Source organism: Nocardia sp. NPDC019219, assembly GCF_040632645.1.
Taxonomy (GTDB): domain Bacteria; phylum Actinomycetota; class Actinomycetes; order Mycobacteriales; family Mycobacteriaceae; genus Nocardia; species Nocardia sputorum.
Map to the genome: position 1 here is coordinate 60515 of NZ_JBEYCG010000003.1, position 26696 is coordinate 87210.

Annotated in this window: 23 protein-coding genes; 13 read left to right on the forward strand and 10 right to left on the reverse strand. The window is 69.0% G+C overall.

The window, feature by feature from the left end; genetic code table 11:
* Positions 1–8 precede the first annotated feature (8 nt).
* Positions 9–2477: a glycerol-3-phosphate 1-O-acyltransferase gene (locus ABZ552_RS07740; RefSeq protein WP_281877271.1), complete on the reverse strand. Its 2469-nt coding sequence runs from the start codon at positions 2475–2477 to the stop codon at positions 9–11.
* A 198-nt stretch (positions 2478–2675) separates the two neighbouring features.
* Between ABZ552_RS07740 and nbtS the strand changes: the two genes are divergently transcribed.
* Positions 2676–3986: a nocobactin biosynthesis salicylate synthase NbtS gene (nbtS, locus tag ABZ552_RS07745; protein WP_281877272.1), complete on the forward strand. Its 1311-nt coding sequence runs from the start codon at positions 2676–2678 to the stop codon at positions 3984–3986.
* Positions 3987–4044: 58 nt separating this feature from the next.
* Here the strand turns inward: nbtS and ABZ552_RS07750 are convergent, their stop codons facing one another.
* The gene (locus ABZ552_RS07750) at positions 4045–5664 is read right to left on the reverse strand and encodes an AMP-binding protein (protein ID WP_357436081.1); all 1620 of its coding nucleotides are present in this window, start codon (positions 5662–5664) and stop codon (positions 4045–4047) included.
* A gap of 134 nt (positions 5665–5798) precedes the next feature.
* Here ABZ552_RS07750 and ABZ552_RS07755 point away from each other — a divergent pair, with 134 nt between their 5' ends.
* From ABZ552_RS07755 to ABZ552_RS07765, 3 genes are all read left to right on the forward strand, one after another.
* Positions 5799–6677, forward strand: coding sequence for an oxidoreductase (locus ABZ552_RS07755; protein ID WP_357436083.1), 879 nt, complete (start codon positions 5799–5801; stop codon positions 6675–6677).
* Positions 6678–6772: 95 nt separating this feature from the next.
* Positions 6773–7243, forward strand: a complete 471-nt coding sequence (locus tag ABZ552_RS07760) for a carboxymuconolactone decarboxylase family protein (protein WP_281877276.1) — start codon at positions 6773–6775, stop codon at positions 7241–7243.
* A gap of 449 nt (positions 7244–7692) precedes the next feature.
* A complete protein-coding gene (locus ABZ552_RS07765) occupies positions 7693–8805 on the forward strand; it encodes a 3-deoxy-7-phosphoheptulonate synthase (RefSeq protein WP_357436085.1) in 1113 nt (370 codons plus the stop codon).
* Here the strand turns inward: ABZ552_RS07765 and ABZ552_RS07770 are convergent.
* On the reverse strand, positions 8782–9321 hold the full coding sequence (locus ABZ552_RS07770; RefSeq protein WP_357436087.1) for a class I SAM-dependent methyltransferase: 540 nt from the start codon (positions 9319–9321) through the stop codon (positions 8782–8784). The two genes, ABZ552_RS07765 and ABZ552_RS07770, sit on opposite strands and share 24 nt — an antisense overlap.
* Complete coding sequence (locus tag ABZ552_RS07775) at positions 9318–9938, reverse strand: GNAT family N-acetyltransferase (protein WP_281917162.1); 621 nt, start codon at positions 9936–9938, stop codon at positions 9318–9320. The genes ABZ552_RS07770 and ABZ552_RS07775 overlap by 4 nt, the downstream gene beginning before the upstream one ends.
* Before the next feature lie 100 nt (positions 9939–10038).
* Between ABZ552_RS07775 and ABZ552_RS07780 the strand changes: the two genes are divergently transcribed.
* The 3 genes from ABZ552_RS07780 to ABZ552_RS07790 all read left to right on the forward strand — a co-directional run bounded on the left by ABZ552_RS07780 (position 10039) and on the right by ABZ552_RS07790 (position 12787).
* Entirely contained in the window at positions 10039–10950 is a 912-nt protein-coding gene (locus ABZ552_RS07780) for a sigma-70 family RNA polymerase sigma factor (protein ID WP_357436089.1), read from the forward strand.
* Positions 10951–11015: 65 nt separating this feature from the next.
* Complete coding sequence (locus ABZ552_RS07785; protein ID WP_357436091.1) at positions 11016–12182, forward strand: pyridoxal phosphate-dependent aminotransferase; 1167 nt, start codon at positions 11016–11018, stop codon at positions 12180–12182.
* Positions 12183–12232: 50 nt separating this feature from the next.
* Positions 12233–12787: a dihydrofolate reductase family protein gene (locus ABZ552_RS07790; protein WP_357436093.1), complete on the forward strand. Its 555-nt coding sequence runs from the start codon at positions 12233–12235 to the stop codon at positions 12785–12787.
* A gap of 11 nt (positions 12788–12798) precedes the next feature.
* Here ABZ552_RS07790 and ABZ552_RS07795 read toward each other — a convergent pair whose 3' ends face one another.
* The 4 genes from ABZ552_RS07795 to ABZ552_RS07810 form a co-directional block, all read right to left on the reverse strand.
* A complete protein-coding gene (locus ABZ552_RS07795; protein ID WP_281877284.1) occupies positions 12799–13443 on the reverse strand; it encodes a LysE family translocator in 645 nt (214 codons plus the stop codon).
* Between the two features lie 97 nt (positions 13444–13540).
* A complete protein-coding gene (locus ABZ552_RS07800) occupies positions 13541–14077 on the reverse strand; it encodes a hypothetical protein (RefSeq protein ID WP_357436095.1) in 537 nt (178 codons plus the stop codon).
* A 3-nt stretch (positions 14078–14080) separates the two neighbouring features.
* The gene (locus ABZ552_RS07805; RefSeq protein ID WP_357436097.1) at positions 14081–15292 is read right to left on the reverse strand and encodes a hypothetical protein; all 1212 of its coding nucleotides are present in this window, start codon (positions 15290–15292) and stop codon (positions 14081–14083) included.
* Positions 15289–15549, reverse strand: a complete 261-nt coding sequence (locus tag ABZ552_RS07810) for a hypothetical protein (protein ID WP_357436099.1) — start codon at positions 15547–15549, stop codon at positions 15289–15291. The genes ABZ552_RS07805 and ABZ552_RS07810 overlap by 4 nt, the downstream gene beginning before the upstream one ends.
* Before the next feature lie 355 nt (positions 15550–15904).
* Here ABZ552_RS07810 and ABZ552_RS07815 point away from each other — a divergent pair, with 355 nt between their 5' ends.
* The 5 genes from ABZ552_RS07815 (at position 15905) to ABZ552_RS07835 (ending at position 22710) form a co-directional block, all read left to right on the forward strand.
* Positions 15905–18019 carry an acyltransferase family protein gene (locus ABZ552_RS07815; RefSeq protein WP_357436355.1) on the forward strand — a complete coding sequence of 705 codons (2115 nt, stop codon included), beginning with the start codon at positions 15905–15907 and terminating at the stop codon, positions 18017–18019.
* Positions 18020–18166: 147 nt separating this feature from the next.
* Positions 18167–19825, forward strand: a complete 1659-nt coding sequence (locus ABZ552_RS07820; RefSeq protein WP_281877290.1) for a DNA repair helicase XPB — start codon at positions 18167–18169, stop codon at positions 19823–19825.
* Positions 19826–19866: 41 nt separating this feature from the next.
* The gene (locus tag ABZ552_RS07825; RefSeq protein WP_281877291.1) at positions 19867–20535 is read left to right on the forward strand and encodes a DUF3239 domain-containing protein; all 669 of its coding nucleotides are present in this window, start codon (positions 19867–19869) and stop codon (positions 20533–20535) included.
* 53 nt (positions 20536–20588) lie between these two features.
* Positions 20589–21227 carry a LysE family translocator gene (locus ABZ552_RS07830; protein ID WP_281877292.1) on the forward strand — a complete coding sequence of 213 codons (639 nt, stop codon included), beginning with the start codon at positions 20589–20591 and terminating at the stop codon, positions 21225–21227.
* A 73-nt stretch (positions 21228–21300) separates the two neighbouring features.
* Positions 21301–22710, forward strand: coding sequence for a M1 family metallopeptidase (locus tag ABZ552_RS07835; protein ID WP_281877293.1), 1410 nt, complete (start codon positions 21301–21303; stop codon positions 22708–22710).
* A 4-nt stretch (positions 22711–22714) separates the two neighbouring features.
* Here the strand turns inward: ABZ552_RS07835 and ABZ552_RS07840 are convergent, their stop codons facing one another.
* Positions 22715–23545, reverse strand: coding sequence for a hypothetical protein (locus ABZ552_RS07840; protein ID WP_281877294.1), 831 nt, complete (start codon positions 23543–23545; stop codon positions 22715–22717).
* Positions 23546–23841: 296 nt separating this feature from the next.
* On the opposite strand from ABZ552_RS07840, the gene ABZ552_RS07845 reads away from it, so the two are divergent.
* Positions 23842–24372, forward strand: a complete 531-nt coding sequence (locus tag ABZ552_RS07845; RefSeq protein ID WP_281877295.1) for a hypothetical protein — start codon at positions 23842–23844, stop codon at positions 24370–24372.
* On the opposite strand, the gene ABZ552_RS07850 is transcribed toward ABZ552_RS07845, so the two are convergent.
* Positions 24373–26667: a helicase-associated domain-containing protein gene (locus ABZ552_RS07850; protein ID WP_281877296.1), complete on the reverse strand. Its 2295-nt coding sequence runs from the start codon at positions 26665–26667 to the stop codon at positions 24373–24375.
* Between the last annotated feature and the right edge of the window lie 29 nt (positions 26668–26696).

Sequence of the window (26696 nt, forward strand, 5' to 3'; positions counted from 1 at the left end):
GCGATCGTTCACCGCGCCTCCCGATTGGACGGGTCCAGTGCGGCGGCCTGCGCGATGCGGGCGCCGATCACGCGCAGGCGTTCGGCGAATTCCCTTCGTCGTGCGATCAATTCCTTCCGAGCCGACTCCGGATCGTCCTCGGACACCGTCTCCAGCAGGCCGTAGTTGTCGGCGAGCTTCAGGGCGCTGGTGAACAACTCGGTGGAAACCGACTCGGGGCTGTGCAGCCGTTGCTGCAGCATCATCTGTTTGCCGACCGCCACGCATTCGGTGATGAGCCCCTTACGGTCGATCTCGTCGCTCGCGTCGCGATCGGCCAGCCGCTCGGCCACCACCAGCTGCGCGTCGACGAACGAGCGCAGCACGCGATGGGCCATGGTGAAGCCGGAGGCGGTGAGCTTCGCCAGGATGTCCGAGCCGTCGGTGTCCCGGCGGGAATGGCTGTACCAGTCCGGATCCACCAGCAGCATCTCCGCGACCATCTGATCGGCGAACTCGCCGCGATCCGGGAAGAAGAACTCGAACTTCAGCAGATCGCGCAGCCGGAATGCCTCGTCCCAGCCGGTTCGCAGGGCATCGGCGTCGTCGCTGTCGACCGCGGCCAGGATGGACAGCTCGAGGATGGCGCGATTGACGAACCAGTGCACGGCACTGTTGCGGTAGAAGGCGGCCTCCAGGTGCGCGCCCGACTCGATCGAGTACACCGGCTCGATCCCGCCGCGATACACCGTGACCACCTTCGTCAGCGAAAGCTGTTCCAGCACCACGGCCAGGCCCTGTTCGTCGCGGAGGGCCTCGAGTTCGCCGCGCGGCAGTTCGCGCTTGTCGATGTAACCGAGGACGGGGTTGAGCACCGTGCGCACCTCGCCGAGGGTCAGGGCGCGCCCGTCCACCCCCAGCAGCGCCAGGGTGACCAACGCGTTGACCGTCACCGGGGTGACCGCGTTGATACCGACCGCGACTTCGAATGCCAACCGCTGCACGGCCCTTCGCTCCAGTTCCGCGATCTCGGGTGGTTCGTTGTCGACGACCCCGGCTTCGGTGCGCGGCGGCGGAATCGGCTCGGTGTGGTGTAGCGGGATGGTCAGCGGCGGGGCCGTGAGCGGATCGCCGTGTGCGGAGAGCCGGTCGCGGGCCGACAGCGGCTCGCCGAAACGGACGTACACGTGCCCGGCGGAATGCTGCTGGCTACGGATGTAGCGCGCCAGCCAGGTCAGGCCCTCCGGTTTCTTCTTGCCGCCCTCCTGCTCGGTGGCGATGGCGCCGAGTTCGTTGAGCCGCTCGTAGGTGATCGAGACCGGCACCAGCATGACGTCATCGATGCGGTTGGAACGGACCGCCGCGGAAAGGTAGTTCAGCAAGCCGTAGCGCGGCGGCCGCAGTTTGCCGGTGCGGGTGCGGCCGCCCTCGAAGTACCACTCCAGGTTGAAGCGCTTGGCCAGCAGATAGGCGAAGTACTCCTCGACGACGGCCTTGTAGACCTCGTCGTCGCCGAAACTGCGCCGGATGAACACAGTTCCGGTGCGCCGGGCGACCGGGCCCATCGGCCAGAAGCTGAGGTTCGCGCCGCCGATCACGTGGTTCGGCGGGAAGTCGTTGCGGGCCAGCACGTCTCCGAGCACGAACGCGTCGACGTAGGAGCGGTGCGAGGGCAGGAATACCAGCGGGAAGCGTCGGTTGAGATCGCGCAACCCGGCCAGGCCGGAATCGTCGGAGTCCACCTTCCAGGTCGAGGCGTGCACCGGGCGCATGGCTTGGGTGAACAGGTCGGAGATCAGCCTGCTCTGCGCGGCCACGAGCTCGTTGAGCGCTTTCTCCGCGCGGCGGTACACCTCGTGCGGGCTCGCCCCGATCTGGTCGGCGATGAGTTCCAGCCTGCGCAGGAAGTCGGGGGAGTCGAGGATCTCCTCCGCGACCAGCTTGGGCACCTTGTACCGGTCGCCGATGATGGTGCGCTCGGCGCGTTCGAGCGCCACCACCGCCGCGCGCACGACCGCGCGGGCGAACGGCTCGGCGGTGCCCTTGTCGAACAGGGCCGAAGCTTCCGGGTTGTTCGCTCGCAACTCGCTGAGACAAGCCGGCGCACCGGTCAGCACGACGTACCGGTCCGGTGACTTGGCCAGCAGTCTGCGCTGCGCCAGCCGATTCGGCTTGCGCGGGTTGGTGAGCAGAGCCAGATCGGCGAAGGTGACGCGGCGCACGCCGTCGCGTTCGGGCGGCAGCCACAGCACGCGGATCGGCACCACCAGCGGATCGTCGCGCCTGCCGACCAGCCGGGCGGCGACGGCGCCCGCGTCCAGGTCCAGCTGCGTGACCGGCGCGTCGGTGCCGAACTCCGCGCTGATCCCGCCGTCGGCAAGCCACTTGCCGACGAGTTCGCGTTCCACCCCCGAGGCGGCGTCGATCAGGGCCACCACCGATCGTGGTGCGGTCCCGGGCCGGGCTGTCGCGGGTGAATCGCCGCGGTGATCGATCATCCCACTATTCAATCCCGGAGGGTCTATTCCGCGCAGGCAGTCGGCGCGGCGAGTTCGTTGCGGACGCGAATGGCCTGTCCTCGCGAAGTGGGTTGGCGAAAGTGCTTGCCGCTGTGGCCGCGAGCACACCCGCACGGTGATGCAGGTAATGCTAACCTTACCTGCATTAGTTAGGCCAGGGTAACCTTTGGAGGATCGTTGTCGACCACGGAACGCCTGCGGGTTGAGTATGTGACCGATCCGGCGGCAGCGATGTCCCGGCTGGCGGGGGCGGATCGGTTCGGCGAGTACGTGATGTACGAGCGCCCCGGGGAGTGGGTGTTCGCCGCCGATCCGATCGGCAGTGTCGAACTGGACGTCCGCGAACTGCGCATCGCCTGGGAAGGGCAGACCACCACCAGCCCGTGGGAAGGCAATCCCGCGGGAGTGATCGACCGCGCGCTCGGCAGGTTGCCCCTCGACGGGCGGAACGCCTACGGCTGGATCGGATTCGAGTTCTGCGCCTGGGCGCTGGACGCCACCGAGCACCTGGACCCGCGCACCACGCTTGCGCACCTGATGGTTCCCCGGATCGAAGTGCGGATGGGCGAATTCGGCGTGCGGATATCGGGCGCGACGCCGACGGAGACCGGAGACATCCACGACCTGATCGCGCAGTCGCAGAACACCGAACTGCCGCGAGCGCATCCGGCCGACATCCGCATCGACCCCACCGGCTACCGCGACCGGGTGGCCGAGGCGGTCGGCGAGATCCGGGCCGGGCGATACCAGAAGGTCATCCTGTCGAGGAAGGTCGATCTGCCGTTCGCCGTGGACATTCCGGCCACCTATCGGCTCGGACGCGCGCACAACACTCCGGCGCGGTCGTTCCTGCTGCGGCTCGGCGGTCTGGAGGCGGCGGGCTTCAGCCCCGAACTGGTCGCGTCCGTGGACGACGACCGAGTGGTGACCACCGAGCCGCTGGCGGGCACGCGCGCGTTCGGCCGCGGCGCCGCGGCCGACTCGGCCGCCAGGGCCGACCTGATCACCGACCCGAAAGAGATCGTGGAACACGCCATCTCGGTGCAGACCTCGTTCGCGGAGATCGCGGCCGTCGCCGACCCCGGCACGCCCGCGGTGTCGGATTTCATGGCCGTGCGCGAGCGGGGCAGCGTGCAGCATCTGGCCTCCACGGTGCGCGGCCGGCTGGCGGCGGGCCGGTCCAGCTGGGACGCGCTGGAGGTGCTGTTCCCGTCGGTGACCGCCTCCGGGATTCCGAAGCGCGAAGGCGTCGACTCGGTGTTCCGCCTCGATCACGACCCGCGCGGGTTGTACTCCGGTGCGGTGGTGACCGTTTCGCCGACCGGCGCGCTGGAGGCGACCCTGGTGTTGCGCGCGGTGTACCAGAACGCCGAGGGAGCCTGGCTGCGCGCGGGTGCGGGCATCGTGGGCCAGTCCCGGCCGGAGCGCGAGTTCGAGGAGACCTGCGAGAAGCTGGGCAGCATCGCGCCCTACGTCGTCAAGGCGTAACGGAAGGCGTACGGGCAGCGCGCGATCGGTGCGCTGCCCGTCGGTCTTCCAGCCGCACTTACAGGTCGGCGCGCAGCAGCGCCTTCTTGTCGATCTTGCCGACCGCGGTGACCGGCAGTTCGTCGCTGCGGCGCAGCACGTCGGGCAATTTGTAGGTGGCCAATCCGCGTGCGGCGAGGAAGGTCTTGATCTCGGCCAGCGTCGGCATCTCGCCGTCGACGACCAGCACGGCGCAGACCTTCTCGCCCAGGGCCGCGTCGGGCAGCCCGACGGCGGCGGCATGCCGGACGGCGGGATGGGCGAGCAGATGTTCCTCGAGCTCGTCGCAGGAGACGTTCTCGCCGCCGCGGTTGATCACATCTTTGATCCGGCCGGACACCACCAGATGCCCGCTGGGCAGGCGGCGGACCAGATCACCGCTGCGATAGAAGCCGTCCGGGGTGAACGCGCGCGCGTTGTGCTCGGGCGCTCGGTAGTAGCCGCGAATCGTGTACGGACCCCGGGTCAGCAGCTCGCCCTCCGCGCCGGGGGCCACCTCGTTGCCGTCGCCGTCCACCACGCGGATCTCGTCGGCGGGGGAGAGCGGACGGCCCTGACTGGTGTGCAGCAATTCGGCCGGATCGTCGAGCCGGGTGTAGTTGAGCAGACCCTCGGCCATGCCGAACACCTGCTGCAAGGTCGCGCCCAGCGCCGGGGTCACTTCCTTCGCGTTGACCTCCGCCAGTCGCGCGCCGCCCACCTGCAGCAGCCGCAGCGAACTCAAATCGGCCGCTTCCCATTCGGTGGCCGCGCACCAGAGCTGGGCCAGCGGCGGCACGACGGCCGTGACCGTGACCCGGTGCCGCTCGATCGCGGCGAACGCGTTCTCCGGGCTCGGGTCGCCGACGAAGGCCACCGCACCGCCGACCGCGACGGTGCCGAGGATCCCGGGGCAGGCCAGCGGGAAGTTGTGCGCGGCGGGCAGCGTCGCCAGATACACGTCCCGCTCGGTCAATTCGCACACCGCCGCGCTGGCGGTGGCGTTGTAGGCGTAGTCGTCGTGCGTGCGCGCGATCAGCTTCGGCAGGCCGGTGGTGCCGCCGGAGACCAGCATCAGGGCGATATCGCCCGGATCGATCTCGGGCAGCTCGCCGCCGTCGCGCGGGATCGAGGCGAGGTCGGTGAACGGACCGGGATCGCCGAGGACGAGGACATGGCGCAGCGACGGCACCGCGTCCCGCACGGTCGAGGCCAGTTCCCGGTAGTCGAACTCGCCCGTCCGGTCGGCGACGATGTAACCGACCGCGTCGGAAAGCCGTGCCAGATGCTCGATTTCGGCCCGTCGATGCGCGGGCAGGCTCAACACGGGAATGATCCCGGCGCGCAGCAGGCCGAACAGCACGGTCAGGAACTCGGGCACGTTCGGCAGCTGGACCACCACGCGGTCGCCGGGCGCGATGCCGAGCGCGAGCAGTCCGTGGGCCATCCGGTCGGCGGCGGCATCGATGTCGGCGTAGCTGCGCGTGCCCGTCGCGTCGACCAGTGCGGGGCGCTCGGGATGCCGCTGTGCGGTCGAGCGCAGAAGGTCTCCCAGCGGGCGTCCGGCCCAGTAGCCGGCCGCTCGATACTCCGCGGCCTTGTCCGCGGGAAAAGGTACGTAGCCGTCGCGATGCGCGGACTCGGTCGGAGTGGAAGTCACGGTCAGCCTCACAGTTCGAGCAAAGGGTTCCCTTATATAGGTTAGGCAACCCTACTTGGAATGCCCTCGCCCGGAGTAGACCGCGGCGTGTTCGAAGCTGCCGCGCCGGGCCGCCGAGCACTAGACTTTTCGTCATGACCAGGTGGGACACCTCGAACATCCCCGATCAGAGCGGTCGGAAGTTCATCGTGACAGGGGCCAATAGCGGCCTGGGGGCCGAAACGGTGCGCGCGCTCGCCGCTGCGGGGGGTGAGGTGGTGCTCGCCTGCCGGAACGTCGCCAAAGGGGAGCGGGTGGCCGCCGGGCTCGGCGACCGGGCGCAGGTACGCGAACTGGATCTGGCCGATCTCGCTTCGGTGCGCGCGTTCGCCGAGGGCGTCGACGGGGCCGATGTACTGATCAACAACGCGGGCGTGATGGCTCTGCCCGAAGGGCGCACCGCCGACGGATTCGAAAAGCAGATCGGCACAAACCATCTCGGCCATTTCGCGCTCACCGGGCTGCTGCTGGGCAAGATTTCCGACCGGATCGTCACCGTATCCAGCGGTGCGCACCAGATCGGCAAGATCGACCTGGACGACTTGAACTGGGAGCGGCGCAAGTATCAGCGCTGGGCCGCCTACGGGCAGGCCAAGCTGGCCAACCTGATGTTCGCTCGCGAGCTGCAGCGCAGGTTGACCGCGGCGGGATCCGCGAAGATCTCGGTCGCAGCGCATCCCGGCTACGCCTCCACCGAGTTGCAGTCGCACACCGAGTCGTTCCTCGACCGGGTGATGTGGGTAGGCAACCGGGTGTTCGCGCAGAACGCCGCGATGGGCGCGCTGCCGACGTTGTACGCCGCGACCGCCGACGTCCAGCCGGGCGCCTACTACGGACCCACCGGACTCGCGGGCATGCGCGGATATCCGGGGCCGTCCGGCTCGTCGAGGGCGTCCCGGGACGAGAAGGTCGCCGCCGACCTGTGGCAGCTGTCCGAGAAACTGACCGGAGTCACCTACGACTTCACGAACTGAAAAGCTGTGACCCACGTCTCATAACCCGGTGTCACACTCCGTCTTTCCGCGTCGTCCTCTTGATGAACCACAAGGAACGGCAAAGGACGGAAATCATGGAACAGCGCTTCAACCTCTTCGCCAACCCGGTCGGCGGCAGCTTCATCAAGCGGCTCACGATGGCATCCAAGGTGATCAACGACTCCACGCTGGACGCCGCGACCTACGAACTGGTGAAGATCCGCGCCAGCCAGATCAACGGCTGCGGCTACTGCACCGATATGCACACCAAAGACGCCGCGCACGCTGGTGAGACCTCCGTGCGGCTCAACCTGATCGCCGCCTGGCACGAGGCCACCGTCTTCACCGAGGCCGAGCGCGCCGCACTGGCGCTCACCGAGGAGGCCACCCGGATCGGCGACGGCCGCGCGGTCAGCGACACGGTGTGGCAGGAGGTCCGCAAGCACTACGACGACGACCAGATCGCCGCCCTGATCGCCGCCATCGCGATGATCAACGCCTGGAACCGGATGAACGTCATCGCCCGTACGCCCGCCGGTGATTACGTGCCCGGTCAGTGGGGGTGAGCCGGCTCGGGCACGGGCCGCGCCGTTCGCGGCCCTTCCGGCTCGACCGCGAACGGCGCTCGCGCGCAACCGCACTGGCCGATCAACTGTTTCCGGGCGCACGACCGCCACGAGACTTTCGTTCGCGGCTCGATATGCATGCCGACGGCGGCGAAGACCGCCGGTACGCGCTCGGCGGCTGTCGGTGGCGTACCGGACACGGGCGGTCGACCACTTCGGCCAACACGCCGTGCCGATACCGTGGCCGATGACACAGTTCACCGATCGGTTGCAGGCTGGTACTGTCCCTGACGTGCAGCACGTGTATTTCTGGTTTAGCAAGCCGGCCCAGGGTGGGCTGGTCTGCGGCTACCACGTGCGCTGACGAAACTTCCACCCCGAGCCGGACGATGGACCGGCTCGACGGGATTCGCATCCGTGGGTCGGCCTCGAGAATAGGAACCCACGACATGACAACCGCAGCCGACGTCGACGCGCGGCATTCCGATCTGGATGATCAACGCACCCTCAACGTGAGCCCGCTGCGCTCACCGGCGGAGGTGCGTCGCGTGCATCCGATCACCGACGCGCTCGCCGACACCGTCCGTGCGGGACGCAAAGCCACCGTCGACGTGCTGAACGGCGCGGATGATCGCCTGATGGTGATCGTCGGTCCGTGCTCCGTGCACGACCCCGCCGCGGCGCTGGACTACGCGCGCCGTCTCGCGGCGAAGGCCGCCGAACTCGGCGACCGGCTGCACGTGGTGATGCGGGTCTACTTCGAGAAGCCGCGCACCAGCCTGGGCTGGAAGGGCCTGATCAACGACCCGCACCTGGACGGCTCGTTCGACGTCAACACCGGGTTGGGCTTCGGCCGCAAACTGCTGGTCGACATCACCGCCCTCGGTCTTCCGGTGGCCTGTGAGTTCCTGGATCCGATCACTCCCCAGTACATCGCGGATCTGGTGTCCTACGGCGCGATCGGGGCGCGCACCGCGGCCAGTCAGGTGCACCGCCAGCTCAGCAGCGCGCTGTCGATGCCGGTCGGCATCAAGAACGGCACCGACGGCGACGTCCAGGTGGCCGTGGACGGCGTGCGCGCCGCGGCGGCCAGTCACGTGTTCCCCGGCACCGACCTCGACGGTCGCTCCGCGCTCATCCGCACCACCGGCAATCCGGACTGCCACGTGATCCTGCGCGGCGGCAGCACCGGGCCGAACTACGACGCGGCGTCGGTCGCCGAGGCGTGCCTGCGGCTGGAGAAGGCCTCGCTGCCGCAGCGAATCGTGGTGGACGCCAGCCACGGCAACAGCAACAAGGACCACAACAAGCAGGTCGACGTGGTCACCGACATCGCGCGGCGGCTGGCGGCGGGCGAGCCAGGTGTCGTCGGCGTCATGCTGGAGAGCTTCTTGGTCGCCGGACGCCAGGACCTCACCCTCGGCCACGCCGACGAACTCACCTACGGGCAGTCGATCACCGACGCGTGCCTGGACTGGGAGACCACCGCCGCGCAACTGGACCACCTGGCCGACGCGGTTGGGCGGCGGCGCGAATCATCAGGAGCCGAGCACACCCAGTAAGTCGCCGGAGGAGACGGTCCGGACAGCGAAGCCTGCCTCGGTCAGGTGTCCGGTCAGCCGGGCGAGCGGCGGCTTCGGACCGGCCGGATCCGCGGCGTCCGGTGTGCCGTATCCGTAGAACAGGCCCAGCGTCGCGCCCGGCGCCAGCAGTCGCCGGATCAGCGCGAGTTCCGCGGTGGGGCGCTTGGTCCAGAACAGGTTGACATTGACCGCCAGTATTTTGTCGAAACCCGCCGCGCCGGCCCCGGTCGCGCGCAGCAGCTGATCCGGGTCCAGGTCCGCGAGGTCGGCGTGCACCAACCGGACCCGGCCCGACTCCAGGTGCGCGGCATGTCGTCTGCCTGCGCGGGAGACGGCCGTAGCGGAGCGCTCTACGCCGACGACCATGCCGTCGACCGCCTGCTCGGCGAGGTAGGCGATCGAAGCGCTGGCACCGGGACCGATTTCCAGCACCCGGTCGGCGGGCCGCACCGCCATGGTTCGCACGATCCACGCGAATCGTGGGTCGGTCGTCATCGTGCGCGAGCTTCGCCGGACGCCTGGGCGCTCGACGCCCGGCCATGGCGGAATTCGACGGGCCAGTCGTCCGCCGGACCGGGCGGGTCGGTGCGCAGGCGGGCGGCGAGCCAGTGATCGCGGCGTCGACCGCGCTGAACGCTGCCGAGCCGGGACAGGCCCTCGTAGTGGAACCCGGTGCGCCGCGCGACCGCGGCCGACGCGTAGTTGCCCACGAACGCGCGCCAGGCGATCCGCTCCAGGGCCAAGCCGTCGGCGCGGAACCCGAATTCGCACACCAGATCGACCGCCTGCGTCATCAGGCCGCGCGACCGCTGCGCCGGGGCGAGCCAGAAACCGATCTCGGCCGCGCTCTCGTCACGTTCGCTCAGACCGATCATGCCGACCACCGGTCCGTCGGCGCGCAGCCGGAGCGCCCAGGTGGGGCTGCGCGCCGCCCAACCCGGGACGACCATCTCGTCGATGAAGGTCACGGCGCTGTCGCGGACGTACGGCACCGGGATGGTCACCCACTCCGCGATGGCCGGGTCCTGACAGCACTCGGTGATCGCGTCGACATCGGCCGCCGTCGGAGCCGACAGCCAGATCGTTCCGTTCGACAGCGCGTGGTGCTCCATCGCGCCATGCTGTCACGGAACGGTCCGGCGGATCATCCGGAATTGCCTGCCGCCGATGCGGCGCGGGGCGGCTACCGACCGGACCGTAGACTTCCCCTCGATGGTTGCCGCGCTGCTTTCCGACCTGTTCGAGTCACATCGGGCGCATCTGCTCTCGGTCGCCTATCGGCTGACGGGCAGCGTCGGCGATGCCGAGGACGCGGTTCAGGAAAGCTGGTTGCGCTTGGCGGGCGCGCACCAGTCCGAGATCGATGATCTGCGGGCTTGGCTGACCACCGTGGTAAGCCGGATCTGCCTGGACCGTCTGCGGAGTGCGGCGGCGCGGCGAGAGAGTTACGTGGGCCAGTGGCTGCCGGAACCGGTGGTCACCGCACGCACTCCGTCGAGCACGCCAGATCCGTTGGAAGCCGTGGTGCGCAAGCAGGAGTGCAGGTTCGCGGCGCTGGTCGTGCTGGACACCCTGACGCCGCCGCAGCGCGTGGCTTTCGTGCTGCACGACGGGTTGTCGGTGCCGTTCGACGAGATCGCCGACATCCTCGGCATTTCCGCCGATGCCGCGCGGCAGCTGGCGGTGCGCGCTCGCAAGGCGGTGACGCAGGCGCCGCAACCGGTGCCCGATGCCGAGCACGAGGCCGCTGTGCAGCGCTTCCTCGTCGCGCTGAGTTCCGGTGACGTGGCCGCCGTCGCCGCGGCGCTGCACCCGGACGCGGTGATGATCGGCGATGCCAACGGCACCACCGCCACCGCGATCAACGTCCTGCACGGTGCGGATCGCATTGCCCGCTTCTACCTGGGTCTGGTGCGCAAGTACGGGCTGGCGGAGGCGTCGCCGGTGTACGAATTCGTCTCGGTGAACGGCCAATTGGGCCTGAAAGTCGCGGCGCGTCCGGCTGAGGAGGGCCGCAGCGGTTATCCCGCGCGGGTGGTCGGCTTCACCGTGCGGGACGGGTTGGTCTGGGGCACGTACGATGTGGCGAACCCAGCCAAGCTGGGCGGCATCCGGCTGGGTTGAGTCCGGCGGTGACCACCCGCACGCTCACCGAACGGCTCGGGCGGACGGGGGGCTACTCTCCGGTTATGCCCTCGCGACACCAGACCGTTGCCCGCCTGCGTCCCTTCGCGTCCACCATCTTCGCCGAGATGACCGAGCTCGCCGTCCGGCACGACGCGGTCAACCTGGGCCAGGGGTTTCCGGACACCGACGGGCCCGCGAGCATGCTGGAAGCAGCGCGTCGCGCCATCGCCGACGGGCTCAACCAGTACCCGCCGGGGCGCGGCATGCCGGTGCTGCGCCGAGCCGTGGCGGACGACCGGGCACGGCGCTACGGGACCGACTACGACCCCGATTCGCAAGTGCTGGTGACGGTGGGCGCGACCGAGGCGATCAGCGCGGCGGTGCTCGGCTTGGTCGAACCCGGCGAAGAGGTGGTGCTGATCGAGCCGTATTACGACTCGTACGCCGCGGCCGTCGCGCTGGCCGGAGCTCGGCGGCGCACCGCACGCCTGGTGGCCGACGGGGATCGGTTCGTCCTCGACCTGGACAGCCTGCGCGCCGCGATAACCCCGGCGACCCGGATGCTCATCGTCAACTCGCCGCACAATCCGACCGGCACGGTGCTCGGGCGCGCGGACTTGCAGGCGATCGCCGACATCGCCTGCGAACATGACCTGCTGGTGCTCACCGATGAGGTGTACGAGCACTTGGTCTACGACGGCGCCGAACATGTCAGTTTGGCCACCCTGCCGGGCATGGCCGAGCGGACGGTCGTGGTGTCGAGCGCGGCGAAGACCTTCAGTGTCACCGGGTGGAAGACCGGGTGGGCATGCGGGCCCGCCGAGCTGATCGAGGGGGTGCTCGCGGCCAAGCAGTTCCTGACCTTCGTAGCGGGCGGGCCGTTCCAGCCCGCAGTGGCACACGCGATAGCTCATGAACTGGGCTGGGTCGCCAAGCTGCGGGAAAGCTTGTCGGAGAAGCGTCTCCGGCTCTCCGCCGCGCTCGCCGACACCGGGATGCGGGTGTACCGGAGCGCGGGCGGCTACTTCGTCGTCGCCGATATCACTCCGCTCGGCGCGGGCGACGGCCTGGCGTTCTGCCGTGCACTGCCCGAGCGGCTCGGTGTGGCGGCGGTGCCGGTCATCGCGTTCGCCGACGACACCGCCGCGTGGAGTCACCTGGTGCGTTTCACCTTCTGCAAGCGGGACGAGACGCTGGAGGAAGGGGTGCGGCGGTTGCGTCTCGGCTGATCGCAGAACCTTGCCGTGATCTGTCAGGTTTCGCTGGCATCGTGCGTGCCATGGCTACCCAGTACTACACGGCGACCAGTCTCGACGGATACCTCGCCGACACGGAGAACTCGCTCACCTGGCTTTTCGAGGTGGACGGAGCGGAGGAAGCGCAGGCGGGCATCGCGGGCTTCTTCGGGCAGGTCGGCGCCATGTGCATGGGCGCGACCACCTATGCGTGGATGGCGGCCAACGAGCCGCCCGAAAGCTGGCACAAGAACTACGGCGATCTCCCCTGCTGGGTGTTCACCCACCGGGAGCTGCCCGCCATACCCGGCGCGAATCTCCGGTTCGTCTCCGGTGCGGTGGAGGCGGTGCACCGAGAGATGGCCGAGGCGGCCGGTGCGCGCAATATCTGGATCGTCGGTGGCGGCGATCTGGCCGGGCAATTCGCCGACGCGGGACTGCTCGACGACATCATGGTGAGCGTCGTCCCGGTGACGCTGGGCGCGGGCGCTCCGCTGCTGCCGCGCCGCATCCTGTCCACCCGGATGCGGCTCGTCGGCGTCGAGCAGGCCGGTCAGTTCGCCGAACTGCACTATCGCCTGACTTCCGGCCCGAGCTGAGCGGTCCGGCGTCAGGCCGGTATCGGCCGGGCGCGGTCGGTGGCGAGGAGCGCGGCGACGGCGCCGAGCATGGTGCCGGTGACGTAGCGCTGGGTGCGCAGCCACAGGGGGCGGCCGGTGAGGAAACTCGCCAGACCGCCCGCACCCAGGACGATCAGGCCGTTCACGGTGAGCGCCACCGCGATCTGCACCGCGCCCAGGCACAGGCTCTGCAACCACACCTTCCCGTGCTCCGGCGTGACGAACTGCGGGATCAGCGCCATGTACATGATCGCGATCTTCGGGTTCAGCAGGTTGGTGACCAGTCCCATGGTGAACAGCCGCCGGGCGGGATCCGCGGACAGCGTCGTGGGCGTGAACACCGAGACGCCGCCCGGCCGCACCGCCTGCCAGGCCAGCCACCCCAGATACGCGGCTCCCGCCAGCTTCACTGCCAGATACAGGCCCGGAACCACCGCGAACACCGCCGTGATACCCGCCGTCGCCGCCGTCAGATAGACCCCGAACCCCGCCGCCACCCCGGCCAGCGACACCAAGCCGGCCCGCCGCCCCTGCGACACCGTCCGCGATACCAGGTACATCATGTTCGGCCCGGGCGTGAGCACCATCCCCAACGCCGCCACCGCCACCCCGACTACCGCCGCCATCTCGATCATGACCCGATCGTCGCCCACCCCAATCCCCTTTGTCGCGGTCCACTCGCCACCCGCTGGACGTGAAGCAACGCCTGCGGTGGCGCAACCGAGCTCTCGATCAGCCCCGCGTCAATTCGAGATACGGCTTTTGCAGATGGGCTGGCGGCTGAACCGACTGGAAACGGGACTCCGGCCCGAGCACCTCACCGCTACGCACGCCTCGAAAAAGTTCGGAGCCTTGCGCGGAGCGAATCACCTGCGTTGGAGCGGACCCCGTGATGAAGATGTAGAAATTGTCGGTCGGACGGTCGAACCCGGACTCCGGAAGATTGGACCAACAGTATCCGGGAAGATTCGCTGCCGAATTCAAGTTTTCCGCTGGAAGACCGGATTCCGCTATGACGACGCGATCCCACTGATCATGCCACCCCGCGGCTTCGGTCAGCGTCCGCAGCGAATAGGTGCCCGGCTGCGCAGCCCGCTCTCTGATGGAGCGCCGCAATTCGGTCGCGGAACCCAGCGGCTCGGCCCGCGACTCCAGATCGAAGTTCGCCGAGCACTGCGAAGCGGTCTCACCATGGTCGTTCGACGTGGAGCATGCCGCACCGGCCAGCAGGCACAGAGTTACAGCCGTTATCCGGAGAAGGGCACGCATAGATCACCGACCTGCCGGAAGCGGGATGTCAGCCCGCGCCGGGTGCCCGTTCTTGTCCACTTCGACCTGGTTGCTCCATGCGACCTGGCCACTCGGGTCGAGCACGATCGCGCCGCCCTCCTTGATTCGCTGATAGATCAATCGCTGGAGTTCATCCGGCGAGGCATTCGGATGGTCAATGGCGATCTGCCGACCGATCGCGTTGTTGTGTAGATCCATCGCTTCTCGCGTCGGAGGATTCGCGCCGAGTCCTTCATGCGCGGCACCGTAGTTTTCGGTCCATTCCGCACCGTATCGCTGTGTCATAAGTGCGTTCCAGTACATATGCCGGAATGCATCACCGTGGCCGTCGTTGAGCGCATTCTGGTCCGGATTGTTGTACGTCTTCTTGGCAGCCTCCTCAGCCTGCGCTTTTATCTCGAAGAAATCCGTGATTTCACCTATTCCGATGGTTCCCGGACGTGCGACTCGTGATGAGAGGAGTGCTATCTCTTCGGGGGTCATCAGGATGGGTTGGAAATCCGGACGGACGGCACGGATGCGATCGAGCACCAAGCCGGAGGGCCACAGCGTGGCGGGCGCACTCGACGGGCCGGTTTGGAATTTGGTGAGAACCTCGACCAGGCTCGGGTCTCGAGGCGTAGCGGTGACTCCGCGCCGGGTCTCCGGTGAGAGATCCTCCACTAGTCGCTTGATCTTCTCAGCACCCTCGAGGTCGGTTTGCTGGATCGCCGTCAGCGCGGCGCGAATCTGCGTGGTCAGAAAGAATTCGAGCCCTTCCTTCTCGGCGAGGCCCGATGCTCCGTATTTGATCAGGACCTCGGTGTTGGACATCCTGGAGTCCACACCGCCGTCGTCCCTGACGAAGAAATCGAACTCGGCGGACTCGGCTTCGGCCTTCTTGTTTTTGATCACGTCGATGTAGCCGACGATCGTATCGATCTGAAGGTAGATCTGCTGCTGGATTTCGATGAGAACCTGCTTCGTTCGCCGCGCATGGTCCCGGTCGTGAGCCGCTCTGTCGCGGGCGGAATCAGCGACCGATCCCTTGAAGTACGTGTACGACATGTCGATCCGTGATGCCGCCTGGCGCGTCTGCTCATCGATTCGCAGCGCGGCGTCTTTGAACGCGTTGGCAATGGTGACCGTGGCACGTGGATCCCAGGACAGCACCGTCGATACCGTGAGAGGCGTCGTGTAGCTTCCGCCGCTCATCGCTGGCCTGCCTCCCGGAGTGCGGTAGCCCAGGACTGGTCCCGACTGACGAACTCGACAACCGCGGCGTCCGTGACGTCCGCGAATCCGATCAATTGCTGCGCGTGGTAGTGCACAACTCGGTCGAGCGCGGTCGCGATCTGATCCACAGCGTCTGCGACCTGGGAGTCGCGCATGGTTTCGACGGCGACGACATCCCTCGCCAGGGGCACCGCCTGCCGTATCGCGTCGGCGTGGCCGCGTACTGTCCCCGCCATCTCTCGTGTCTGGACTGGATCAAGTTCGAGCTCGCTCACCGTACCCCCTCGAGGTCGTATTCCGGACAAGCGTACCGGCGGAAGGAGGACATCGTGGTCGCGCGGGGAGCCTGATGTCTCGTCATTTGTGTGCGTCGACAAACCGGACGATCTGTTCGAAAAGCGTTGTCTTACCGCAAGCTCGGGATTGGCCCGGTGTAGCGTGCAATGAGTTGGCGGGAATAGGCGCCGCGCGCGGACACCACGACGGAGGCGGATAGGGCGGCGAGTCGGCGGGACTTGCCCGGCCGGACCGATGACAATGCTGCGCATGGCGGCCACGGTCAGCGGGTTGGGAAATCGGCGGGCGGAGCCGATGGAAGGGGTGTCGCCGGGGGCGGCATTTCGGCGGGATATCGAGGGAATGCGGGCGGTCGCGGTGCTGGCCGTGGTGCTTTTCCATGCCGGTGTGCCGGGGATCGGTGGTGGATTTGTCGGGGTGGACGTATTTTTCGTGATTTCCGGTTTTCTGATCACGGGAATGCTGTATCGAGAAGCGGCGGCCGGTGGCACTGTCGGGCTCGTCCGTTTCTACGGCGCGCGGGCGCGCAGGCTGCTGCCCGCCGCGGGTGTCGTGCTCGTCGCCACGGCGATCGGCGCGGCCGTGCTGCTGTCGCCGCTGCAGGCCCGCCAAGCGCTCGGCGACGGGATCGCGAGCGCGCTGTACGCCGGGAACTACCGGTTCGCCTGGCAGGGTACCGACTATCTCGCCGCGGACGCGCCACCGTCGCCGTTCCAGCACTTCTGGTCCCTCGGTGTGGAGGAGCAGTTCTACCTGATCTGGCCGGCGCTGGTGCTCGTGACGGCTCGGCTCGTGCGACGGCGCCGCAGCGGTTCGGCCACCGCGCTGCCGTACCTGATCGTCCTCGCTGTGGTCGCCGCGCTCTCCTTCGCGATCGCGCTGACCTGGACCCGCACCATGCCGCCGTGGGCGTTCTTCGCACTGCCCGCGCGGGCCTGGGAGCTGGCGGCGGGCGGCGTGGTGGCGCTGTCGGCCGTCTTCTGGTCCCGGCTGCCGAAATCGGTGTCCACCTGCGTGGGGTGGACGGGAGCCGGGTTGATCGTCATGGCCTGCGTTCGGCTCGACGAGAAGACTCCGTATCCGGGCATCGCGGCGCTGCTGCCCGTGCTCGGCGCGGTCCTGGTCATCGGGAGTGGCTGTGCCGCGACGCGGTCCGGCGTCGGTCGCGTCCTCGCGGTGTCCCAGATGCAGGCCGTCGGCAGGCTGTCCTACTCCTGGTATCTGTGGCACTGGCCGGTGCTGGTGCTGGCCCCGCATGCGCTCGGCCGGCCCCTCGGGCTGGTCGGTGCGCTGGGCGCGGTCGCCATGGCCGGTGGGCTGGCCGCGCTCACCCAGCGGGTGATCGAGAATCCGGTTCGCTTCGCCGCCCGTCTGCGCGGTTCGGGCGGGCTCAGCCTCGCCTGCGGTGGTGTGAGCACCGCGCTGGCCGTCGGTGTTGGGCTCGGGCTGCTGGTGCTCGTGCCTGCGCCGGTCGGGCGCGGCACGGCGGCGCAGAGCCTCACGCTGACGACACCGGTCGCGCCGGCCACTCCCACCGATCCCTACGATGCGGCGATCGAGCAGTTGACGGCGCAGACCCAAGCGGCGGTCGCGGCGTCGGCAGAGGTCCGTGCGGTCCCGTCGAACCTCACGCCCGCGCTGTCGAACGCGCGCGGCGACCGGGCCGAGGTGTTCGACAACGGTTGTTTCCGTTCCTGGCACGACGTGGGCCAGGGCGAGTGCGCCTCCGGTGACACCGGTTCGGCGACCACCGTCGCCTTGGTCGGTGATTCGCACGCGGCGATGTGGCAACCGGCGTTCGAGGAGATCGCCGCATCGCGCCATTGGCGGTTGGAGACGATGGCGAAGGTCACCTGCCCACTGCTCGATCTGCCCATCACCAGCCCCTATCTGGGCCGCGAGTACACCGAATGCGAGCAGTGGCGCGGGCAGATCATGACCCGGCTGCGGCAGGATCGTCCCCGGCTGGTCGTGGTGAGCATGTCCCGGCGCTACGGCGGCGACTTCGGCTTCGTCTCCTACGACCCGGCATGGATCGACGCCGTGCGCCGCCTGGCCGCCGAGCTGCGCGCGATGGGCGCGGCGGTGCTGGTGCTCGGCGGGATACCCGATCCGCATGCCACCGTGCCTGCGTGCGTGGCCGAGCATCTCGACGACGCGTCGGCCTGCGCGCCCGCCCGGACGGTCGCGGTCGACGACGCGGGCATCGCGGCCGAGCGCGCGGCTGCCACCGCGGGAGGCGGGCAGTACGCCGACCTGACCGCGCTGTTCTGCACGGCGGCCCGCTGTCCGGTGATAGTCGGGAACGCCTTGGTCTACCGCGACGACAATCACCTCACGATCGGTTACGCCACGACGCTGGCGCCGGTCATCGGCACGCTCGCCGAACGCGCGCTCGCGCACGGCTGAGGCGTGCGCGCGGTCGCGGGAAGACATCGCACGTCTCCGGCGTTACACCCGGTCGCTGCCGACCGCGTTTCGCGGGAAGGGCCGGTAACCTGCGAGGTTGTCGGAGGGGTCGGGGAGAATGGCGGGGAATCTAGCTGAGGAGGGACTGTGAACGACGGTCCGCTGATCGTGCAGAGCGACAAGACGCTGCTGTTGGAGGTCGACCACGAGCTGGCCGATTCGGCGCGGCAGGCGATCGCGCCGTTCGCCGAGTTGGAGCGGGCGCCGGAGCACGTGCACACCTATCGGGTGACGCCGCTGGCGCTGTGGAACGCGCGCGCGGCGGGTCACGACGCCGAGCAGGTGGTGGACGCGCTGGTCAGCTTCTCCCGGTACGCGGTGCCGCAGCCGTTGCTGGTCGACGTGGTGGACACCATGGCCCGTTACGGCAGGTTGCAGCTGGTGAAGCATCCCGCGCACGGGTTGACGCTGGTCAGCCTCGATCGCGCGGTGCTGGAGGAGGTGCTCCGGCACAAGAAGATCGCGCCCATGCTCGGCGCGCGCATCGATGACGACACGGTGGTGGTGCACCCGTCCGAGCGCGGCCGGATCAAGCAGATGCTGCTGAAGATCGGCTGGCCCGCCGAGGACCTCGCGGGCTACGTCGACGGCGAGGCGCACCCGATCGAACTCGACTACGCGACCGATGGCTGGCACCTGCGCGACTACCAGCAGATGGCCGCCGACTCGTTCTGGGCGGGCGGCTCCGGCGTGGTGGTGCTGCCCTGCGGCGCGGGCAAGACGATGGTCGGCGCTGCGGCGATGGCCAAGGCCAAGGCGACCACGCTGATCCTGGTCACCAACACGGTGGCGGGCAGGCAGTGGCGGCGCGAACTGCTCGCGCGCACCTCGCTCACCGAGGACGAGATCGGCGAGTACTCCGGCGAGCGCAAGGAGATCCGCCCGGTCACCATCGCCACCTACCAGGTGATCACGCGTCGCACCAAAGGTGAGTACAAGCACCTGGAACTGTTCGACAGCCGCGACTGGGGCCTGGTCATCTACGACGAGGTGCACCTGCTGCCCGCCCCGGTCTTCCGGATGACCGCCGATCTCCAGTCCCGTCGGCGGCTGGGCCTGACCGCGACGCTGGTGCGTGAGGACGGGCGCGAGGGCGACGTGTTCTCGCTGATCGGCCCGAAGCGCTACGACGCGCCGTGGAAGGACATCGAGGCCCAGGGGTGGATCGCGCCCGCCGACTGCATCGAGGTCCGGGTCACCCTGACCGATGCCGAGCGGATGGCCTACGCGACCGCCGAGCCGGAGGCGCGGTACAAGCTGTGCTCCACCGCGCACACCAAGATCGCCGTGGTCGAATCGATCCTGGCTCAGCATCAGGACGCGCCGAGCCTGGTCATCGGGGCCTACCTGGATCAGCTGGACGAACTCGGCGCCGCTCTCGACGCCCCCGTGATCCAGGGCTCGACGAAGACCAAGGAGCGCGAGGAACTGTTCGACGCGTTCCGGCGCGGCGAGATTCCGGTGCTCGTGGTGAGCAAGGTGGCGAACTTCTCCATCGATTTGCCGGAAGCGTCGGTGGCCGTGCAGGTTTCGGGTACCTTCGGCTCGCGGCAGGAGGAGGCGCAGCGTCTCGGCCGGCTGCTGCGTCCGAAACACGACGGCGGCCAGGCGCATTTCTACTCGGTCGTCGCGCGGGACACCCTCGACGCCGAATACGCCGCGCATCGTCAGCGTTTTCTCGCCGAACAGGGGTATGCCTACCGCATCACGGATGCCGACGACTTGCTCGGCCCCGCCATCGGATAAGCGGAGGCAATTCCTCCGCAAGCTGTGCTAGGAATGAGGGCGTGCGACGCTTCGAATTCGCGGTGGACCGCAAGCACGCCCACGCGGTCAACGAAGTCTTCGCCGACCTTCGCCGGCTGCGTCTCCTGGCGATCGCCGCCGCGGTCGTCGCGGCGACCGGGACGGCGTTGCTCATCTGGCTGGATCATCCCTGGGCGTATCTGCTCGCGGTCGCGTTCGCGCTCGGGGCGGTGACGGCGTTGTGGGTGGCCCTGTGGACGCCGTGGCATTCCAGCATCGACAAGCTGTACGCCGACGGTGAGCTGGTTCCCGCAGTGGTCTCGGAGGCGCGCCCCTCCGGTGTGGTGCTGCTCGCCTTGGTCGATGTGTCGACGCCGGACACGAGCGATCCGCGCTACGCCTTGGTGACCAGGAAAGTCCGCGACCTCCCCGGTCACAAGGCCAGGGCCGGGGAGCGCGTGCCGTCGGTCGCCGTGCGCACCGACCGCGCGCCGCGGCAAGTGGGTCAGCGCTGGCAATCGGTGAGCGCCATGCCGATCGCCTGGGGCACCACCGACGGCTCGGTCATCGCCCGCGCCCGCGCGGCGATCAGCGAGGCCGAGTGGCGACTGCTCACCGACAACCTGGCCCTCGCCGAGAAGGTGCGGCGCACCGCGACGAAACGGTTGCTGCTCGACCCGCACCACCTGCCCGGCGACCTCGGTTCCTGAATCCGGCTGCGTTCGCGCGCTTTACCGGTTGCGACGGCGCTTAGACTCGAAAGATGGTCCCAGCGTCCGATCTGCTGGCTTTCGTCGCCGCCGCGGTCGTCATCATCGTCGTGCCCGGTCCCGGGGTGCTGTTCACCATCGGTCGGGCGCTCACGCTCGGCCGCCGCGCGGCGCTGCTCTCGGTGCTCGGGCACGCGGCGGGCGTCTACGCGGCTCTGGTGCTGGTCGCCTTCGGTCTCGGGACGCTGCTCACCGCGTCAGCTCTGGCGCTCACCGTGGTCAAGTTCGCGGGCGCGCTGTATCTGATGTATCTGGGGATCCAGGCGATTCGTCATCGTTCGGCGTTGCGCGAAGCGCTGGGCGCCTCGATCGAACGGGAGCCGCACACGCGGGTGCTGCGCCAGAGCGCGATCGTCGGGTTGACCAATCCCAAGGCGATCGTCTTCTTCTCCGCGGTGCTCCCGCACTTCGCCGACCCGGCGGCGGGTTCGCTGTCGTGGCAGTTCCTGCTGCTCGGCACCGTCTTCCTGGCCATCGCGCTGGTCTCCGACAGCGCATGGGCGCTGCTGGCCGCCTCGGCGAGGTCCTGGTTCGCCAAGTCGCCGCGCAGGCTGGAGGCGGTCGGCGGCGCGGGCGGAGTGATGATCTTCGGCGTCGGCGCGTCGGTGGCGCTCACCGGAAGCGGCGACTGAAGCCGTTACCATCCAGCGAAGTCGGTGCGCCGGCACCGGCAAACAGGCGGGGTGGAAAGGGGTGGTCGTTCGTATGAGGTTGTCCGGCCGGATGTGCGCCGCGGTCGCGTGCGTGGTCGTCGCGGGGTCGTGGGTGCCCGCGCACGCCGACCCGCCACCGGACCCGCTGGTCGGCGCGCCGGGACTGGGCGACCCGTACTACCCGCTCGACGGCAACGGCGGCTACGACGTCCACCACTACGACGTCGGGATCGACTACGACCCGCCGAGCCGTGCGCTGGCCGGCACCGCCACGATCACCGCTCACGCCACCCAGGCCCTGCGCGTGTTCAACCTCGATTACGCGGGACCGGAGGTGCGCGCGGTATCGGTGAACGGGCTTCCCGCCGGTTTCGAGCGCAACGGCGAGCACGAGTTGACCGTGACGCCCGCGCTCGTCCTGCTGCCCGGGCTGCCGTTCACCGTCACCGTCGATTACGCGGGCCCCGCGGTGAACACCAACGGCGAGGGGTGGACCTTCGCTCCCAGCGGCGGCGCGTTCGTCGCGGGCGAGCCGCACTCGGCGACGAGCTGGTACCCGCTCAACGACACCCCCCTGGACAAGGCCACGTTCAGCCTGAACGCGACGGTTCCCGCGGAGTGGGAGGTGGTCTCCAACGGCGTGCGCGTCGAGAACGTGGTGCACGATGCGAAGCGGACGGTCCGCTGGATCAACGCCAAGCCGGTGCTCGGCTACCTGACCACCGTGGCGATCGACAAGTTCGACTACCTCGAGCAGCGCAGGGCCAACGGCATTCCGTTGATCAGCGCGTTCGCGCCGAACGCCGAGGAACGCCAGCGCGAGCTGGAACAGCGCCTGCCGGAGATCCTCGACTTCGCCGAAAACCTCTACGGCCCTTATCCGTTCGAGGCGGCGGGCGGCGTCCATCTGGACGCCGACATCTCCTTCTCGCTGGAGACCCAGACCCGCCCGCTCTACGCGCCGTCGATCGACCTGCAGACCGTCGTGCACGAGATCGCGCATCAGTGGTGGGGCGACTGGGTGTCGGTGCGCCAGTGGTCGGACATCTGCCTGAACGAGTGCTTCGCCAGCTACACCGCCGACTATCTGTGGCCGGAGCGGATGGAGGGCAAGAACGTCGACGACGACTACCGCGAGACCATCCAGAAATACCGCGACAATCAGAAGTTCTGGAACATTCCGCTGGAGAACCCCGGTGCCGGGAAGGAGTTCACCTCCGTCTACTACCGCGGCCCGCTGTTCCTGCACGCATTGCGCAAGCAGATCGGCGACGAGGTGTTCTTCGGGGCCGTCCGGGACTTCCTGGCCGTGCACGCCTATGGCAACGCCTCGATGCCGGAGTTCCGTGCCTTCGTGCAGTCCAGGTCGCCCATGGATCTGACGGGTTTCTTCCACGCGTGGCTGAACACCACCGCGACGCCGCCGGAGGAGTACCTGTTCCCGGGCGCGTTGCGCAGCTGATACCTCAGTCGTCCTCGACGCGCTGCCCGGCCTTCGCCACCCTGCGTTCCGCTCGCTCCACCTGACGGCGCGCCGCCTGCAGTTCGTCTTTCGCCGACCGCTCGGCCGACTTTCGGAACTGCCGTTGCTGTTCGGCGTGTGCGAGCTCGTCCCGCAGCGCGGCCACGCGTTCCTCGGCCGAGGACAGTTCTCCGGTCGCTTCCGCGAGCGCGGCGCGTGCCGAATCCTCTTCGGCGCGAGCTGTTTCGAGCGCCTCCCTGGCCTCCGCCAGCTCCCGGCGGGCACTGTCGTCCGGTTCCTGCCGGGATGCGGCCCGTCCGCGCCGCGCGGCCGGTTCGGGAACCGCGAGCAGATTCGGGCCGCTCGGTCCGAAGCCTTCGTAGCTCGCGGCCGTGACGAGCGTCCCCGCGCGCAGCCGGTCGGCCACCTCCGCGTCGGCGAGTGCCGCGGTCAACGTCTGGCCGAGCTCCCGGACGACGCTCTCGCCGACCGGATGCCCTTGTTCGGCGGCGAGCGCCCCCGCCTTCTTGGCGAGGGCGTTGACCAGTTGCTGCCGCTGCGCGGTCAGGTCGCGCAACTGCTCGGCGGAGAGTTTCCGCTGAGCGGCGGCCAGGGCGGCGCCGAGCCGCAGCAGTGCGTCGACGTCGTCGGGCGCGGCGCGGGACAGCAGATTCGCGGCCCACGCGGTCAGCGTGGGTTTGCGCAGCTTGCCGATGGCGGCCGCGAGCTGCTTGTGGCCCGCCTGCTTCGCCGCGGCCGCCCGATCCGTGCGCGCCGCGACGAACTCCGTGGGCGCCAGGCCGTACAGGTCGCGCGCCACGTCCTCGACCGTCATACTGCCCAAGCGTAACGACCCGGTCTCGGGCGACGACACACTCCGCATACCGGACATCGGTCCAGTTGCATAGAAGATGCGAAAGGCGTTGCTAGTGAATTACTCTGCGTTCCTGCTGCTCGGCCGTCTGCTCCCCAGCATCCTGGGTTACGCGCTCATGGGGCTGTACGGCACGCACGGCATCTAGCGCGCGCCGTTCGCGGTCACCCGGCGAGCTGATGCGGCCGCCGTGGTCGTACGGGTATCCTCACCGCGTTCACGAGCCCGTGAACGTGTTCGGTGAGAGAGGTTTTCAGGTGAAGTTTCCAGGAGCGAGGCTGCTGGCACGCATCGTGCTCGCCCTCGTCGCGGTGGCCGCGGCGGTGGTCGCGGTGGCCGGCTGTTCGATGATCGAGGACGCGGGCAAGTCGGACACCGCCAAGGCCAAGGTCGGCGACTGCATCAACGTCATCGAGGGCTCGGCGTCCGATTCCAAGACCGAGCCGGTGGACTGCTCGTCGGACAAGGCCGTCTACAAGGTCGCGCAGTCCTACGACAAGAAGACCGACTGCGCCGCCGACTACACCTCCTACGAGGAGACCCTGGCCGGCGGTACCACCGCGTTCCTGTGCCTGGCGCCGAACTTCAAGGAAGGCAGCTGCTACAACGAGAGCAGCACGACCGGATACAAGCACGTGGACTGCTCGTCCCCGGACGCCACCTTCAAGGTGCTGAAGCGGATCGACGGCCAGGCGGACGAGTTGCTGTGCGGCGAGGACGCCGACAGTTTCCGGCTGATCGAAACCGACCCCAAGGCCACCTTCTGCACGGCCAAGCCGAAGGGCTGATCATTCCAGCAGGGCGACCGACGCGATCCGGTGCAGCGTGAAGTGCCGGACCGCGCCGGTCACCGGGTCCAGCGCGTCGAGCTGACCGTTGCCCACCTTCAACGGTTCCACCACCCGCTGCGTGGCGACTCCTTGGGCGTCGACGTAGCCGATGTTCACCGACCGCCGCACCCGCGCCGCGAGCTGGAGCAGGGCGAGGGTGGCGGCGGTGTTGGTCCGGGTGCCGTCCGGGCGCACCGCCTGACCGGACCTGGCGCTGGCGGCGCGTTCGCCGGCGCGCAGCTCGGTGACGAGCAGTTCGAGCTGTTCGGTGCTGGGCGGAGTGGGCCGGTACGGCTGCCGTGCGGCGGGGCGCACCGAGATGCGCGCGCCGCGCGGCCGCAGATCGACGATCGCCCCGGCCGAGTCCTCACCCGCGGGCGCGAATCCCGCCGCGCGCAACCGCTCCAGTAGTTCGCCCAGCGGCGCTTGGGCGATGGCGACGGTGGGCGCGATGGACCGCAGGGCCAACTCGCTCGCCACCGGCGCCGAGAGCACCTGGGCCAGCAGCGCCGGATCGTCGCTGCGGATGAAGGACTGCGCCATGCCCGCCCGCAACTGACCGTGCCGCCGGGCCACGTCATCGATCAGATAGGTCAGCGCCTGCGGGATCGGTGTGCGGGAATGCGTGGCGAACAGCGCGTGCAGCTCGGCCGCCGTCGAGCCGGCGTCCAACGCGCGACGCACCGAGGACTCACCGATCCGATACACCGTCGCGGCGCCCGCGGACTCGACGTCGGCGACGAGAGCCACGCGCCGTTGGAGGTCGGCGGTCAACGGGCCCGGTGCGATCACCGTCAGATCCGCCTGCACCAGTACGTGATCCACCGGCTCCGGCAGCGCCGCCTCCATCTGCGCCTCCGCGTCGGCCACGCTGGTCGGCGCCGCGTGCAGGAGCGCCCGCGCCGCCGAGCCGACCGCGCCGCGGCCGACGAACCCGAGCGCGGCCGCCTCGGCCAGCGTCTGTTCGACCACCTCCGGCCGGAAATTCCTGCGCCTGCGGGGCTGCTGCCAGGCCAGTATCCGGCCGATGTCCGCGGGCTCCAACGCCGTGCCGGACGGGTACTCGGCGAGCAGGGCGAGGATCGCGCGCCGATCGCGCGGCGCGTTCGGGCTGCGCAGCTCGAGTGACAACGCCGCCAGGGGCTTGTCGTTGGCATCGCGCATGCCGATCATCCACGGCATCCGATCCAAGTCCAGCCAGGTCGATCCGAGCGTGGCCCAGCGCCGGGCGGGCGGTGACTCCAGCCAGGAGTCCACCAGCGGTGTCGGCGCCCAGAAGTCGTCGGTCGTGTCGAAGTCCGGCGGCGGGTCCGGCAAACCCTTTTCGATCAGTTTCGCGGCGGCCAGCAGCTCGACCAGCAAACCCGCGCGCGGCTCGTCCACACCGGCCAGCTTGGCGATGCGGCGCAGCTCCCGCACGCCCAAGCCGCCCGCCCGCAGCGCGGGAGCGGGGGCCTGGCCGAGCACATCGAGCACGGCGGCGCAGTGCCGCAGCAGCTCGCCGACCTCGCCCGCCGCGACCGCGTTCACGTCGGCGGGCGTCTGTTTGACGGTCCGCGGTTGCGGCGGAGTCAGCGCATGCGGGTGGGTGACCGGTTCCCGCCGCAGCACCTGCCCGACGGTGACGGGAAGCTCGACGGTCTCGTCATCGATCCGGTGCAGCAGCCTGCGCGCCAGCAGCCGCTGAATCGGCCGGTCCGGCGGCGTGCCCGGTGCGGCGTCTTTGGTGCGCCCGCGCGGTCCGGTCGTAGCCAGCTTGTCCAGCAGGGCTCGTTCGGCCGGGGCGAGCTCGGGCAGTGCCGCGACAACCTCGGGTTCGGTGAGGGCGTCAGGGATCTCGGTCGCGGTGCCGATCGGCCACGGCAACGCCTCGGCGGCCGCCGGAATCAGGTGCAGCCCCTCGTCGGCGTCGAGCCAGACCAGCGCGCGAGCGGTCAGTCGCTCCAGCGCGTGGTCGATCGCGGCGGCCGGTACCCGTTCGCACAATTGCACATGCAGTTCGGCGCGGCGGAGCGGACCGCCGTCGGTGCGCGTCACCCCATGCATCGCAAGGGCTTCCACGATGGCGAATTCGAGGGTGTTCAGGTCTTCCGTGGCGCGCAGCACCGACGCGCGCTGTTCGATGCGGGCGGCGAGCACGGCCATGGAGGAGGGCAGCGGCACGGCCAGGTCGGGCCGAAGCTGCAACAGCGTCACGAGCTGGGCATCACTGCGGGCACCGAGCCATCCGGCGAGGGAGTCGGTCGCGGTCATCCGATCCAGCCTACGATGCTGGGCGGTCG